The 15,105-nt window shown below is 40.8% G+C and carries 14 protein-coding genes; 7 read left to right on the top strand and 7 right to left on the bottom strand.

The features are described 5' to 3' along the window. Nucleotides 1-19: 19 nt before the first annotated feature. On the top strand, nt 20-1,489 hold the full coding sequence (murP, locus tag PR808_RS06270; protein WP_206084815.1) for a PTS N-acetylmuramic acid transporter subunit IIBC: 1,470 nt from the start codon (nt 20-22) through the stop codon (nt 1,487-1,489). 144 nt (nt 1,490-1,633) lie between these two features. Here murP and PR808_RS06265 read toward each other — a convergent pair whose 3' ends face one another. Next, a complete protein-coding gene (locus PR808_RS06265) occupies nt 1,634-2,239 on the bottom strand; it encodes a LysE family translocator (RefSeq protein ID WP_272538943.1) in 606 nt (201 codons plus the stop codon). A gap of 101 nt (nt 2,240-2,340) precedes the next feature. Here PR808_RS06265 and PR808_RS06260 point away from each other — a divergent pair, with 101 nt between their 5' ends. Genes PR808_RS06260 through PR808_RS06250 form a run of 3 tightly spaced genes read left to right on the top strand, consistent with a single transcriptional unit; the run spans nt 2,341 to nt 4,455 of the window. Then, complete coding sequence (locus PR808_RS06260; protein WP_206084817.1) at nt 2,341-3,324, top strand: hydrolase; 984 nt, start codon at nt 2,341-2,343, stop codon at nt 3,322-3,324. Beyond that, complete coding sequence (locus tag PR808_RS06255; RefSeq protein WP_206084818.1) at nt 3,321-3,530, top strand: YheU family protein; 210 nt, start codon at nt 3,321-3,323, stop codon at nt 3,528-3,530. Before PR808_RS06260 ends, PR808_RS06255 begins: the two co-directional genes overlap by 4 nt. A gap of 58 nt (nt 3,531-3,588) precedes the next feature. Beyond that, nucleotides 3,589-4,455, top strand: coding sequence for a phosphoribulokinase (locus PR808_RS06250; protein WP_206084819.1), 867 nt, complete (start codon nt 3,589-3,591; stop codon nt 4,453-4,455). A 91-nt stretch (nt 4,456-4,546) separates the two neighbouring features. Here the strand turns inward: PR808_RS06250 and PR808_RS06245 are convergent, their stop codons facing one another. After that, nucleotides 4,547-4,948 carry an OsmC family protein gene (locus PR808_RS06245; protein WP_206084820.1) on the bottom strand — a complete coding sequence of 134 codons (402 nt, stop codon included), beginning with the start codon at nt 4,946-4,948 and terminating at the stop codon, nt 4,547-4,549. Between the two features lie 356 nt (nt 4,949-5,304). On the opposite strand from PR808_RS06245, the gene crp reads away from it, so the two are divergent. Together crp and PR808_RS06235 are read left to right on the top strand one after the other, a co-directional pair. Continuing rightward, nucleotides 5,305-5,937, top strand: coding sequence for a cAMP-activated global transcriptional regulator CRP (gene crp, locus PR808_RS06240; RefSeq protein ID WP_004262556.1), 633 nt, complete (start codon nt 5,305-5,307; stop codon nt 5,935-5,937). Between the two features lie 529 nt (nt 5,938-6,466). Next, entirely contained in the window at nt 6,467-7,549 is a 1,083-nt protein-coding gene (locus PR808_RS06235) for a hypothetical protein (protein ID WP_272538942.1), read from the top strand. Nucleotides 7,550-7,604: 55 nt separating this feature from the next. Here the strand turns inward: PR808_RS06235 and PR808_RS06230 are convergent, their stop codons facing one another. The 3 genes from PR808_RS06230 to ppiA all read right to left on the bottom strand — a co-directional run bounded on the left by PR808_RS06230 (nt 7,605) and on the right by ppiA (nt 10,717). Beyond that, nucleotides 7,605-8,819: an aspartate aminotransferase family protein gene (locus PR808_RS06230; protein WP_272538941.1), complete on the bottom strand. Its 1,215-nt coding sequence runs from the start codon at nt 8,817-8,819 to the stop codon at nt 7,605-7,607. Between the two features lie 129 nt (nt 8,820-8,948). Beyond that, on the bottom strand, nt 8,949-9,524 hold the full coding sequence (locus tag PR808_RS06225; protein WP_004265957.1) for an aminodeoxychorismate synthase component II: 576 nt from the start codon (nt 9,522-9,524) through the stop codon (nt 8,949-8,951). A gap of 620 nt (nt 9,525-10,144) precedes the next feature. Then, the gene (gene ppiA, locus PR808_RS06220) at nt 10,145-10,717 is read right to left on the bottom strand and encodes a peptidylprolyl isomerase A (protein WP_206084824.1); all 573 of its coding nucleotides are present in this window, start codon (nt 10,715-10,717) and stop codon (nt 10,145-10,147) included. Between the two features lie 312 nt (nt 10,718-11,029). Between ppiA and yihA the strand changes: the two genes are divergently transcribed. Continuing rightward, a complete protein-coding gene (gene yihA, locus PR808_RS06215; RefSeq protein WP_206084825.1) occupies nt 11,030-11,641 on the top strand; it encodes a ribosome biogenesis GTP-binding protein YihA/YsxC in 612 nt (203 codons plus the stop codon). Between the two features lie 112 nt (nt 11,642-11,753). Here the strand turns inward: yihA and PR808_RS20675 are convergent, their stop codons facing one another. Both PR808_RS20675 and polA read right to left on the bottom strand, forming a co-directional pair. Then, nucleotides 11,754-11,801, bottom strand: coding sequence for a hypothetical protein (locus PR808_RS20675; RefSeq protein WP_438361642.1), 48 nt, complete (start codon nt 11,799-11,801; stop codon nt 11,754-11,756). A 334-nt stretch (nt 11,802-12,135) separates the two neighbouring features. Further along, on the bottom strand, nt 12,136-14,928 hold the full coding sequence (gene polA / locus PR808_RS06210; protein ID WP_272538940.1) for a DNA polymerase I: 2,793 nt from the start codon (nt 14,926-14,928) through the stop codon (nt 12,136-12,138). Nucleotides 14,929-15,105 lie beyond the last annotated feature (177 nt).

Here is a 15,105-nt window from a genome sequence, read left to right as displayed (position 1 = left end):
TTTTAATGAGAAAAATAGTATGGCTAAAATAACAATAGAAATGATGCAGCAGATCCTGCAACAAGTAGGGGGTCGTCGCAATATAAAACTAGCGGGTAACTGCATGACTCGCTTACGACTGACACTCAACAGTGACCAACTCGTCGATAAAGCCGCACTGAAACAAATCCCAGGCGTGCTTGGTGTTATCGAAAGTGACGAGCAGCTACAAATTGTCCTAGGCCCAGGTAAAGCCCAAACCGCCGCGGACTTAATGAACAAAATGCTAGAGGATGAAGAAGATGAGCACGATGAATCACCTCATCAAACTCAAGATCTGAACGAAATTGCCTCTGCCAATAAGCAGCAGTTGAAAAAGAAACAAACTAGCGCGGTACACCGCTTTCTATCAAAGTTTGCCACCATCTTTACTCCCCTAATTCCAGGGTTTATTGGTGCAGGTCTGTTGATGGGGATCGCATCATTACTTGGGTTATTAGTCACCAATGAAAACGTGTTCCCACCAGACTCCCAGCAGCTGGCTTGGTTAAAAAGTGCCATTGCTTACCTAGCCATATTTGGTAAAGGTTTATTTACCTTTATGGGGTTATTAATTGGCTACAACGCCCAAAAAGCCTTTGGTGGAAGTGGCGTTAATGGCGCAATTATTGCCGCCTTATTTATTTTAGGTTACGACCCAGAAGCAACAAAAGGCTTCTATTCGGGGATGTCTAACTTCTTTGGTTGGCACATCGACCCCCGCGGCAACATTATTGGGATTTTAATTGCTTGTATCTTTGGTGCATGGGTTGAAAAACAAGTCCGCAAAATTATTCCATCCAGCCTTGATATTATTCTGACCTCAACTATTACTCTGTTAATTGTAGGTGCAGCAACCTTTATCTTTATCATGCCGATTGGTGTTTGGCTGTTCGATGGAATGTCTTGGTTATTTATGCACTTAAACGGTAACCCGATTGGTACCGCAGTCTTAGCTGGGTTGTTCTTAATTGCGGTCATGTTTGGGGTTCACCAAGGGTTTATCCCTGTTTATGTTGCCTTAGTGGATGCACAAGGGTTTAACTCGCTATTCCCAATACTGGCGATGGCGGGTGCAGGCCAAGTCGGTGCGGCGCTTGCCTTATACGTGAAAGCCAAAAAAGGCTCTGTAACCCGCGGACAAATTGGTGGGGCGCTGTTCCCTGGGTTCTTAGGGATTGGCGAGCCGTTGATTTACGGTGTCACACTCCCTCGCGTCAAACCGTTTGTGACAGCATGTTTAGGTGGCGCAGCAGGAGGGTTCTTTATCGGTGCGGTAGCATGGATGGGTTTGCCCGTAGGTTTAAATACTGTGTTTGGCCCATCTGGATTAATCGCGATCCCCTTAATGACCTCAGGGCAAGGCGTACTCGCAGGGATGGCAGTGTATGCGGGCGGCATACTGGTTTCGTATGTCTGCGGTTTCCTCTTTACTTACCTATTTGGCAGTAAAGGCGTCGATTTAAGTTAATCACTCCCTAAGCAAAAGCCGCATGTAGGTGCGATGCGAGGGAAAACTTAGCCTAACCATCGAATTACCAACGGGTCACGACCGTACTTTTCATATATAGAGATGCCAAGAAGCTAAATATGATTAGCTTCTTGGCTATAGGCATTACTCTAACCAAATTAATGGCACGCACAGTGCGGTCAGCAATCCCATTGTCCAGTTAAAGATAAACCATGCACGCCGGCTACGAAGAAACAGGCTAATTAACGAGCCAAACCCCATCCAAATAAGCCCTGCCGCCAAATTCACAACCACAAAAGCGATACTCATCATAATAATTGACTGAGTGAATAACTCACCAGGTAGACTAAACCCACCAACGGCACCTAAACCCATCATCCATGCTTTTGGGTTTAAAAATTGCAATAAACCGCCTTGATACCAAGTGACGCTTTTTGCCACTTCGCTATTTGCTTTAAGTGGTGCATAATTTGCCGTGGCGGTTTTCCATGCAAGCCACAATAAGTAAATACTGCCCGCAATTTTTAACACGATATGGATCGCAGGATATAGCAGTAAAAGCGCAGCAATCCCAAATGCAGAGAGGTAAAGTATGAGCTGCATACCTAGCATGATCCCAAGGCATAATGTGATAGTACGACGAAAACCATAGTTTGCTGCACTTGAGGTCAACAACATGTTGTTAGGGCCAGGTGTGACTGCGGCAATGAATAGAAATGTAAAAAGTGAAAAAATCAGCCCCAGTGTCATTTATACTTTAATCCTCAAACTCAAATTTGTTTACTTGCATCACAAAAAAATAACAGTATGTTATGTGACTCACAAGAGTCCCCATTAAATAAAATAAGGCTATGTCAGAAAACTTTCGTCCGATAAGTTGGGCTAAGAATCCACACCTCCAAACTTTGTTGCCAAGAATTTTTCGCAGGACACCGAAAATTAAACCTCTTTGGCAGAGACTTGAATTGCCTGATGGCGATTTTATCGATCTTGCTTGGAGCGAAAAACCTGAGCTCGCTGCACATAAGCCGCGTTTAGTTATTTTTCATGGGTTAGAAGGCAATTTTAAAAGCCCTTATGCCCACGGCATGCTAGAAAGCGCACAAAACCAAGGTTGGTTAGGTGTCATCATGCATTTTCGGGGTTGCAGCGGCGAACCGAATCGCCAGCAGCGTATCTATCATTCAGGTGAAACCAGTGATGCACGTTATTTTTTGCGTTGGCTAAAGCACACCTTTGGTGATGCGCCAACAGCAGCGGTGGGTTATTCCCTTGGTGGCAATATGTTAGCGTGTTATTTAGCCGAAAGTGGTCAAAATGCAGATGTAGATGCAGGTGTCGTGGTCTCTGCACCGCTCATGTTGGAAGCCTGTTCATTGCGGATGGAAAAAGGGATTTCCCAATTTTATCAACGCTATTTACTCAATGGCTTAAAACGCAATGCGACTCGCAAACTCGTTCGCTATCCAGGTTCATTACCATTAAATCTGTTACAGCTAAAGCAACTTAAACGGATCCGTGAATTTGATGATGTGATCACCGCTCGTATTCATGGCTTTGATGATGCGACGGATTACTATCAAAAATGTAGCGCGCTCCCTAAGCTTGCCTATATCACCAAACCAACGTTAATTATTCATGCCAAAGATGATCCGTTTATGGCGCCAGAAGTAGTTCCTGATCTATCACATTTACCTAAAAATGTGGAGTACCAGATGACGGAACACGGTGGTCATGTGGGCTTTGTGAGTGGCACATTAAGAAAGCCCAAAATGTGGCTAGAAACCCGCATTCCACAATGGCTAATCCCTTATCTAAATAAGGAAAAAAAATGATTATTCCTTGGCAAGAACTTACGCCTGAAACACTGGAAAATCTAATTGAAAGCTATGTGTTACGCGAAGGCACTGACTATGGTGCCCAAGAAAAAAGCCTGCAAGATAAAGTGAACGATGTGAAACGGCAGTTAGTTTCTGGCGAAATTGTGCTAGTCTGGTCAGAATTGCATGAATCCGTTAATTTCATGCCTAAAGCCCGCTAACCCGCTTCGTTCGCTGTTTCTGAAATAGTGGCCATAAGCGCAACACAGGGAGTCCGCTATGTCCAAAAAACACCCGATTATTGCCATCACTGGTTCAAGCGGTGCTGGCACAACGTCAACTAGCCAAGCCTTTCGTAAAATATTCCACCAATTAAATATCCAATCAGCCACACTAGAGGGGGACAGCTTCCACCGTTACACGCGCCCTGAAATGGATATGGCGATTCGCAAAGCCAGAGAGCAAGGCCGCCATATTAGTTATTTTGGTCCAGAAGCCAATGACTTTGCGCTACTTGAGCAAACACTGGTGGATTACGCCAAAACGGGCTGTGGGAAATCGCGTAAATACCTACATACCTATGATGAAGCAGTACCTTATGGCTTACAACCAGGTACGTTCACTCCTTGGGAATCGTTACCTGAAAAAACGGATGTGCTGTTTTATGAAGGCTTACACGGTGGGATTGTGACACCTGAGCACAATGTCGCGCAACATGTTGATTTACTGGTAGGTGTTGTGCCTATTGTGAACTTAGAGTGGATACAAAAACTCATCCGTGACACCACTGAACGTGGGCACTCTAGAGAAGCAGTCATGGATTCGGTGGTACGTTCAATGGGGGATTATATTAACTACATCACACCACAATTTTCCCGTACCCATATTAACTTCCAACGCGTACCTACTGTAGATACCTCAAACCCATTTTCAGCGAAAGCTATTCCTTCACAAGATGAAAGTTTTATTGTTATTCGCTTTCGTGGACTTGAACAGATTGATTTTCCCTATCTACTGTCAATGATATCTGGCTCGTTTATCTCTGCGATGAATACGATTGTCGTGCCAGGGGGGAAATTAGGCTTAGCAATGGAATTAATTATGATGCCAATAGTCGAAAAGCTAATTACTCAGAAACATGACTAAATTGTTTTTTTGATTATTAAATAAGATGCTTACCATTAATTAAAATAAGCATCTTATTTTTAAAATATATCAATAACTATTAAATTTATTTTTAATTTTTAATTTCAAAGCTATGTGTCACTTCGACGGTCTTTTCTAACATCAACGCGACTGAACAATATTTTTCAGCAGAAAGCTGAACTGCACGTTCAACCGCTTTATCCGTTAATTCATTCCCTGTTACAATAAAATGCAAATGGATTTTAACGAAATAACGAGGCGCTTCTTCACGGCGCTGAGAGGTTAATTTCACTTCACAGTCGGTAATATCATTACGGCCTTTTTGTAAGATGGATACCACATCAATTGCACTGCAACCACCTGCAGCCATTAACACCATTTCCATTGGGCTTGGTGCTTTATCGCCTGCATTGCCGTCCATCATCACTTGGTGGCCTGACGCTGACTCACCTAAAAAAGAGAGCCCCTCCACCCATTTAACTCTTGCTTCCATTTTATTCCCCTTGAAATGAAATCGATTTAAAGGCTACATTGTTCCATAGATATAAAGAATGTTATATCAGCTTTATTCTGCTGAAGCGATACAGGGAAGACTTTCTGTATCGGATATGCTACAAACAATACTTAGTTGATAGGATTAAGATCAAAACTCAACGTTTTATTTGATTATATTATAGTGTTGATATCAATTTGTTTACCCTAACCATGAAAAGCGATTGATGCAATGTTGCTCTTCCTGTTATTTAGGGTATATAAGACAAATTAATATGCTAAGCTAGTGACTTTAAAGCCAGCCTTTCTGGTACGCTTTTTCCGGATGGCTGCAATAACATACAGAGGATAACGCTAATGGTTCTCGGCAAGCCACAAACAGACCCTACTCTTGAATGGTTTTTGTCACACTGCCATATTCATAAGTATCCATCCAAGAGCACACTGATCCATCAGGGTGAGAAAGCAGAAACCCTTTACTACATAGTTAAAGGTTCAGTGGCTGTTTTAATCAAAGATGAAGAAGGCAAAGAAATGATCCTCTCCTACCTGAATCAGGGGGATTTCATTGGTGAGCTTGGATTATTTGAAGAAGGGCAAGAACGTACTGCGTGGGTTAGAGCAAAAATCGCCTGCGAAGTTGCTGAAATTTCTTACAAAAAATTCCGTCAATTGATTCAGGTTAATCCTGATATCTTAATGCGCCTTTCCGCGCAAATGGCAAGCCGCCTGCAAACAACGTCAGAAAAAGTGGGCAACCTCGCCTTCTTAGACGTAACAGGCCGTATTGCACAAACGCTACTGAATTTAGCCAAACAACCTGATGCCATGACACATCCAGATGGGATGCAAATCAAAATCACCCGTCAGGAGATTGGCCAAATCGTTGGTTGTTCCCGTGAAACTGTCGGCCGTATTTTGAAAATGCTGGAAGATCAAAACTTAATCTCCGCGCATGGTAAAACCATTGTTGTTTACGGTACTCGATAACTAACCTTTCGCCTCACTCCCTTGGTGGGGCGCACACTTTGGAATAGCTTTATATTATTGGTATAAAGCTATTCACCCAAAATACAATTTTTATATATCATTTCTTAATGAGTGTCGTTTCTTTATATTTTCCTAGCTAATGATCACACTAAGATAGTGCTAACAAAACTATTATTAGGAGATTATTCGTTATGAAGTTAGAAGGTAAATTAAATAGTCAAGACAGTAAAATTAGTAACATCAACAATAAAAAAAAGCATCCGCCCCCTTTTTCATTGATAATTTAAATATTATTAATAGATTAAACTCTGAGAATTATAAGAAAATAAATTTCGCTACTCAGAGCCGTGAATTTCAAAAAAGAGCACAACCCGAGCTAAATCAACTACCTTATTCACCACCTGTTGAAAAACTCTTATTGCCTTATACCTATCATGATGATGATTTAGTTTCCCCATCAGATATCTTTCAAAACAACATCACCATCGAAAATAATTCGCCAACGAAAATCAAACTGGAAAATACGCCCATGAAAACTAGCAACTCTAATGCTGAATTAATTAACATAGACCGAAAAAAAAATTTAATTAGCGATTTTGGCATCAATAAAATAAAACAATTCTTTTATAATTCGATTGAAAAAGTACAATCAACGGGCAAGGTTCAAGCTTTAGTGGTTAAAAACAAACTGAATCCTAGAAAGGAAGATATTTACAACGTTAAGTTTTATAAAAAAAATGGAGTATCTGAAATACAAAAGGCTAACAAACAAAATGCAGAGGCTGTAAACGAAGAAAAAAACCCACCAATATCATTTTCAGGTAAGGATAGAGAATTATTTAATCAAGCTAAAAACCTAAAAAACAAAATTCACGAACTCGAAAAAAAGATGTCATCCCATAAGGATTTTAACAAGTTAGATGACAAATTCAAATATACTAAATCTGCCCAGAATCTAATTAACGAATGCATTTCCTCTCCATCTAATAAAAGAGATACTAAATTTAGTGCTACCATTGAAACTATGAATGGAGTCATTAATAAATTAAATAATCAACTCAGTTCTCTTAAAGAAAATGAAGAGAAAGTCATAAAACATACATCTGGAAAAAATATGTTCAATAGTAATGAGAGCCTAAACTCTAATTCCTCAGGTTATCAATCAGATAACAATTCCTCTTTAGGTAATTCAGTGTGCTTTTCAGATGACTTTCCACATCAAGAGAAAAATAAAAACATTAGATTAATAAGTGAAAATTTCAGCAATCTAAATAAAAATGAAATTACAGATAATAAAGTGAACAAAACCAGACTACCTGAAAAAGAAAAAAATAAAACCCCTAAAAAGCTAGAAAAAACACAGGCAGAAAAAATGAAGCAATTAACCAAAGGAAATAGTTCAACAGGTTATATTCATCCCTCTCGTCGAAATAAAATAAATAACTCAAATAAAATGGAACAAATAAAGCAACTTAATAAAAAAATAGCTGAGTTGGAAGCTTTGAAAAAAGAATACCAAGAAATGGCTATTGTCACTTCAACACAAGAAAAACAAGCTGCGCAATTAATATTAAAGGCAAAACAAGGTCCTGTAAAAAGTAGAAAAATTTAATCAATAAAACGTTTATTGCAGAGGCAAAAATGCCTCTGCAACTTTACTCGATAATTTAACCTAACAACTTCCCAATCGCCTTCTCTAATTTTGCCATACCACTGTTGATTTCTTCTTCCGAAATAATCAGCGAAGGCGTAAAGCGCAGTACGTTAGTGCCAGCGTTTAACATCATTAGCCCTTCTACTGCACTGGCTTGTAAGATATCTTTCGAACGGTTGAATAACCTGCCGTCAAGCTCTGCACCAATTAAAAGCCCCATTCCTCTGATTTCAGAAAAAATGTTATATTTATCATTCAGCTTATTTAAATGTGCAACAAATAGCTCGCGACGTTTTTCAACACCACTTAGCACTTCTTCAGTATTAATAATATCAAACGCCGCATTGCCTACAGCACAAGCTAATGGATTACCACCATATGTGGTGCCATGTGACCCCACTTCCATCGTTTTAGCGATTTCTTCTGTAGTGATCATGGCGCTGATAGGGAAACCACCACCCAGTGCTTTTGCCGTGGTTAAAATATCAGGCGTCACACCATAGTGCATATAAGAAAATAATTTGCCTGTGCGCCCCATTCCACTTTGTACTTCATCGAAAATTAATAAGGCGTTATTTTCATCACACAGCTTACGAACACCTTGCAGAAATTCTGACGTAGCGGCAGTGACGCCACCTTCGCCTTGTACGGGCTCTAAAACAACCGCACAAGTGTTCTCATCGATCACCGCTTTAACTGCATCAAGGTCGTTAAAAGGTACATGGATAATGTCCGCAGGCTTTGGCCCAAAACCGTCTGCGTATTTAGCTTGCCCACCAACCGAAACGGTAAATAGTGTGCGGCCATGGAACCCCTGCTTGAATGCAATGATTTTGGTTTTATAAGGACTGTATTTTGTGATGGCATAACGACGCGCTAGCTTAAAAGCCGCTTCATTGGCTTCTGAACCTGAGTTCACAAAAAATGCGCGATCGGCAAATGTCGCTTGAGTGATCTTTTGCGCGAGTTTAAGTGCTTGTTCATTGGTAAAGATATTACTGACATGCCAGAGTTTTTCACTTTGCTCGCGGACTGCTGCGACTAAACTTGGATGGCAATGCCCTAACGCTAAAACGGCAATTCCGCCTGCAAAATCAATGTATTCTTTGCCCTGCTGATCCCAAACTCGGCTTCCTTCGCCTTTTACTGGAATAAACTCAGCGGGCGAAAATATAGGCAACATGACTTGGTCAAAAGTCTGCCGATTTACTGATTGTTGTTCTGTCATACCCCTCACCTGCTCTAACTGGATGCTTAAGTGAAAATATAAGCATCAAATATGAATAAAAAATCACAAAAGAGCAATAGGCAAGGGGGAAATATGCATAATTAATTTATTATTAGTAATATTGCCAGACTAATACTTTAAAAAGTTGTTCAATAACTCATGGCCTTGTTCACTCAAAATGCTTTCAGGGTGAAACTGAACGCCTTCGATTGGTAAGGTTTTGTGCCGTATTCCCATGATTTCATCTACATCACCGTTATTCAGTGACCATGCTGATACATCAAAAGAAACAGGAAGTGTCTCTGCTGCAATAACGAGAGAATGATAACGAGTGACCGTCAACGGGCGGTTCAAACCTTTAAACACACCTTGATGGTTATGATGAATTGCGGATGTTTTTCCGTGCATCACTTCACGGGCTTTGACGACTGATGCGCCAAAAGCTTGCCCTATGGCTTGGTGGCCAAGGCAAATCCCCAAAATAGGCAATTTCCCCGCAAAATACTTTATCGCCTCAAGGGAGATCCCAGCTTCATCTGGTGTACATGGCCCAGGTGAAATCACCAGATGCGTAGGCGAAAGCTGTTCAATTTCTTCGATGGTAATTTCGTCATTACGTTTTACAACAACCTCAGCACCTAACTCACAAAAGTACTGGTAAAGGTTGTAAGTAAATGAATCGTAATTATCAATAAGTAGAAGCATAGTAGCCTATCCGACTGATTTTTATCATTATATATTATATCCCATGCATATTTTTCGGATATTGACAATCAGAACGATGATTAAAACACCACGAAAAATAACAAAGGGCGGCTATCATAGCACAGCCTAAGCAAGAAAATAGCCTATTTAAGTCAAGGAATGCTTTTTATCCATAAAAATTTCCATATAAAAATCATGGAATTATATTTACACCCACATAACAATTTCATAATGAGATTAAGAATTACTTTAAATACAAGGGAGTAAAAGTATTGACTAAAACGATGAAATTCAGACAAACTTTTCGTGGATTTAATAGACAAAAATTAAATTAGAGCCAAAATTAGCACTAAAAATAGAGCTAAAAGCAAATTTAAAAAAAATCCTGCAGCGGTGATGAAAGAACCGGCTTTCACTACAGCATAATTGCTATAAAATTAAGCTCAAGAATGATGCGTATCGTCTTGCTTATACAGTGAAAAGTGATAATTCCAGTGATATTAATGTCACCGTAACCATTATTGCGGTAGATAGGCGTGATGAAATGTATAGCGAACTTAAAAAACGGCTTTTTGAGTAGTAAAAGTGGGTAAACTCATCCGCTTACCCACTAAACAGCATTAAGGCTTTTTAATCACTTCAGCTGAAATGATTGTAATTGGTTCTACGGGAACATTTTGGTATGGGCCGACATTCTCCGTTTTCACTTTAGAGATTTTATCTGCAACATCCATGCCTTTAACCACTTTACCAAACACGGCGTAACCAAAGTCACGTTGACCGTGGTCTAAAAATGCATTATCTGCAACATTAATAAAGAACTGGCTTGTTGCGCTGTCTTTATTTGCTGTACGGGCCATTGAAATGGTACCACGTAAGTTACGCAAGCCATTATCCGCTTCATTTTTGATAGGTGCGCGAGTTTGTTTTTGCTGTAAATCTTTATCGAAACCGCCACCTTGGATCATAAAACCAGGAATAACACGGTGGAAGGTTGTTCCGTTGTAATAACCTTCATTAACATATTGGACAAAGTTTTCTGTCGTCACTGGTGCTTTCTTACTGTTCAATTCTAGTTCAATATTACCCGCAGACGTGACTAATTTGATGTAAGTCTCACCCGCCGATAATGCAAAAGAGGAGGCGCTCATTGCGCAGACGGCCAAAAGTGGCACAAAAATTCGTTTTAACATGTAAGATCCCTTTCGTTATGACATATTACAACTGCAATTAGGCAATTCTAGAGCGAAGCCATCAAGATTGCTAAAGATTTACCTATATTTACTCCAAAAGCTTGAAAATCACTAATTGCGCTAGATTGTAGACCAATTTCGATAAAAAACGTCGAGAATTGTGATTATTTATCCATTGCCTACTTTTTCTACTCTTATCTAGTCATTCATTATAGGATTACCCAAGCGCGGGTAATATTTCGAGTTGTCGGAAGAGGCCAAGCAAAGCTATAATCCCCCCGCCTTTTGAGGCTAACTCAGGGAGAACGACAAATGGCAATTAAGAATCATAACTATCAGATGGCAAAATTTGTCATCAGTGCACCCGATATTCGTCATCTACCCAAAGATACGGGTATTGAAGTGGCTTTTGCTGGCCGCTCAAATGCAGGTAAATCCAGTGCGTTAAACGCATTAACACAGCAAAAAAGCTTAGCACGTACCAGTAAAACACCTGGAAGAACTCAGCTCATCAACCTATTTGAAGTTGAAGAAGGTGTACGTCTTGTTGATCTTCCAGGCTATGGTTATGCCGAAGTTCCCGAAGAAATGAAACGCAAATGGCAACAAGCACTTGGCGAATATCTGCAAAAAAGAGAGTGCATTAAAGGCCTCGTCGTTTTAATGGATATCCGTCATCCGCTAAAAGATCTCGATATGCAGATGATTGAATGGTCTGTCGCGATGAATGTGCCAGTCTTAGTCTTGCTGACAAAAGCCGATAAGCTGGCATCAGGCGCAAGAAAGAAACAGCTTACAGAAGTGCGTGAAGCGCTGGCACCATTAGAAGGGGATATTGAGGTTGAATATTTCTCTGCACTGAAAAAGATTGGTGTTGATAAACTGCGAATTAAGCTAGATAGCTGGTATAACACGCCAGCGTAACCGACCAAACAAGTGAGTCACTGATGGCTCACTAACCTGCCTCAAATCTAATTGCCTGAATTTTAGATAAAAAAATGCTCCAGTCAAAAACTTTGACTGGAGCAGCTAATATTCAGCTAAATCCGATTACGTGAAGTAAAAGGTCTGAAAGATAGAACATCTTACCTCTGTACCCTACGCCTATTAATGTACTTTATTTTTCGCTCGAAAAAAAGTCTTTTTGTAGTTTTTTTTCAAAGCTTACTACGATTCAGCTACCCATATATTCAAATCAAGATAAAAAATCGTATTTTTATTACATATTTATGAGAGCTACATCGCATAAATATGTCATTTATTTTTAATTTTTCAAGTTAAAATTCAGTGAATTATCGAGTAATTATGTTCAATTTGCAGTCAATAATACCAAACGCATAACTACCCGAAACGTATTCATAAAAAAAGCGCCTAATAAAATTTCATTAGGCGCTTCTCAACTTTAAGCTCATCAAAAACTAGTGGGCTTCATCCCAGTTATTCCCGATACCAACTTCCACTTTGAGCGGTACATCAAGCTTCAAGCTTTGCTCCATCAGGGCTTGTACCTGAGCTTGAACACGCTCTAACTCAGACTCTTTGACCTCAAAAACCAATTCATCGTGTACTTGCATTAACATATCTGCTTGTGGTTTTTCCGTTTGTAGCCAGTTATCGACAGCAATCATCGCTTTTTTGATGATGTCAGCTGCAGTGCCTTGCATTGGGGCATTGATCGCTTCACGCTCTGCAGCCTTACGGCGCATACCGTTGCTGGATTTTATATCTGCTAAATATAATCGACGCCCTTCTAAGGTTTCAACATAACCCTGTTCAGATGCCTGTAAACGCGTATTTTCCATATAACGTAGAACACCTGGATAACGTTCAAAATATAAATCCATATAACGCTGAGCTTCACCCCGCGGGATGCCTAACTGACGCGCTAAACCAAAAGCACTCATACCGTAAATCAAGCCAAAGTTAATTGCTTTTGCACTGCGACGTTGATCGCTAGTCACTTCATCAAGAGGAATACCAAACACCTCTGCTGCCGTTGCTTTATGAATATCTTTCCCTTCTGCGAACGCGGTAAGTAAGCCTTTATCCTGAGATAAATGCGCCATAATACGTAATTCAATTTGTGAATAGTCAGCCGCCATGACTTTATAACCATCACGCGCCACAAACGCTTGGCGAATTCGCCGCCCTTCTTCTGTTCTTACAGGAATATTTTGTAAGTTAGGATCTCGTGAAGATAAACGCCCTGTTGCCGTAACCGCTTGATGATAAGAAGTATGAACGCGGCCAGTACGCGGGTTAATCATGAGTGGCAGCTTATCTGTGTAGGTCGACTTCAGTTTGGCTAAGCTTCTGTGCTCCAAAAGCAATTTAGGCAACGCATGGTTAAGCGCTAGCTCTTCCAATACCTCTTCATTCGTTGATGCTGCACCACTTGGCGTTTTCTTAATCACGGGTAATTGCAGTTTTTCAAATAAAATAGTCTGCAACTGTTTTGGTGATGCAAGATTAAACTCTTCGCCCGCCAGTTCAAACGCTTCTTTTTCCAATTCAGCTAAACGCGCCGTGATCACTTTGGATTGTGCTGCCAGTGTCGCTGCATTAATTAATACCCCTTTGCGCTCCATGCGAACTAACACAGGCACCAGCGGCATTTCGATATTTTCAAAAATGTGCTTCAGTTTTGGCTCCGCTTCTACCTGCGGATAAAGTGCTTGATGCAGCAACAAGGTAACATCAGCGTCTTCAGCTGCATAATTCGCGGCTTCTTCTAGCGCAATCTGATTAAACGTCAGCTGCTTTTTACCTTTACCTGCAATCTCTTCAAAACTGACCGTTTTATGGTTAAGGTGGCGTTCTGCAAGGCTGTCCATATCATGACGTCCCATACCTGCCACACTATTTAATACATAGGATTCCAGCATGGTATCATAGCCAATACCTTTTAATTCAATGCCATAGTTTTCTAAAACTTCCGCGTCATATTTCAGGTTTTGACCAATTTTGAGAATTTTTTCGCTCTCAAGAATCGGTTTCATCGCTTGAAGGACTTCATCAAGCGGTAACTGAGCGGGTGCATCAAGGTAATCGTGGCCTAAAGGCAAATAGGCCGCATGACCCGCTTCAATCGCAAATGACATGCCGACCAAACGCGCTTCTTGCGTGTCTAAGCTGTCAGTTTCGGTATCAAAAGCAAATAAAGAGGCGGCGCTCAGTTTTTCAATCCAGCGGTCTAAATCGGCTTTTTCTAAAATAGTTTGGTAGTTTTCAGCGCTGAGTGTTGGTGTCGCAGGCGCCGCGGCTTTCACCGTTGCCGTTGCTGGCGTTGGAGCAGCTTTATTACTGGCACCTTTGCCATCCATCCAAGAGCCATTTTCAACATCCGCTAACCAACGTTTAAATTCATAGCGGCTAAATAATTGATGAAGCTTATCTGCATCAATTTCAGTAACTTGTAATTCCTCACATTTTTTATCTAACTCAACATCGGTCTTAATTGTCGCGAGTTGGTAAGATAAAAACGCAAGTTCACGGTTTTCCGCCATTTTAGGGGCTAAGGTTTTTGAACCTCTAAAACCTAATGGCGCGATAGCATCAAGGTCGTTGTAAATGGCGTCTAAACTACCAATACCTTGTAACAGTGCTAATGCCGTTTTTTCGCCAACACCCGGTACACCCGGAATGTTATCTGACGAGTCACCCATCAATGCGAGGAAATCAATAATAAGCTCAGGAGGAACACCATACTTATCTTTGACTTCATCAGGGCCTAAGATGGTGTTGTTCATGGTATTGATCAGTGTGATATTTGGCTCAACCAATTGCGCCATATCTTTATCACCCGTACTAATCAAAACAGGCATACCTTTACGGCTCGCCTCACGGGCTAACGTCCCGATAACATCATCAGCCTCTACGCCTGAAACAACCAGCAACGGTAACCCCATCGCCTCAACCATTTCATGTAATGGCGCTATTTGTGCCCGCAAGTCATCAGGCATCGGTGGGCGGTGAGATTTATAACTTTCAAATAATTCATCACGAAACGTTTTTCCCTTCGCATCGAAGACAACCGCGACATGGCTAGGCTTATATTGCAGCATTAAACTGCGCAACATATTGAGCACACCATACATGGCACCTGTAGGCTCACCTGCGCTGTTTGTAAGCGGAGGGAATGCATGATAAGCACGGTATAGGTAGGAAGAACCATCAACCAAAATAAGGGGGTTTTCTGCAATCTGAGCCATAGTCTGTCATCATCTTGTTAATCGGGAATGAAGAGCCATAGGATGCCATAATGTGGCTTAGGATACATCCCAAGTTTTACATTACGCCAACCCTCTGCCGAAATTCTGTTGAAATCGCGACCAATTTCAAACAAATGATCGCTAATTCAAGCCAACGAAGTGATTATTCACCCCATG

The sequence above is a fragment of the Providencia sp. PROV197 genome, assembly GCF_028479625.1.
Classification (GTDB): Bacteria; Pseudomonadota; Gammaproteobacteria; order Enterobacterales; family Enterobacteriaceae; genus Providencia; species Providencia vermicola.
This window is presented reverse-complemented; position numbering and strand designations above follow the sequence as displayed.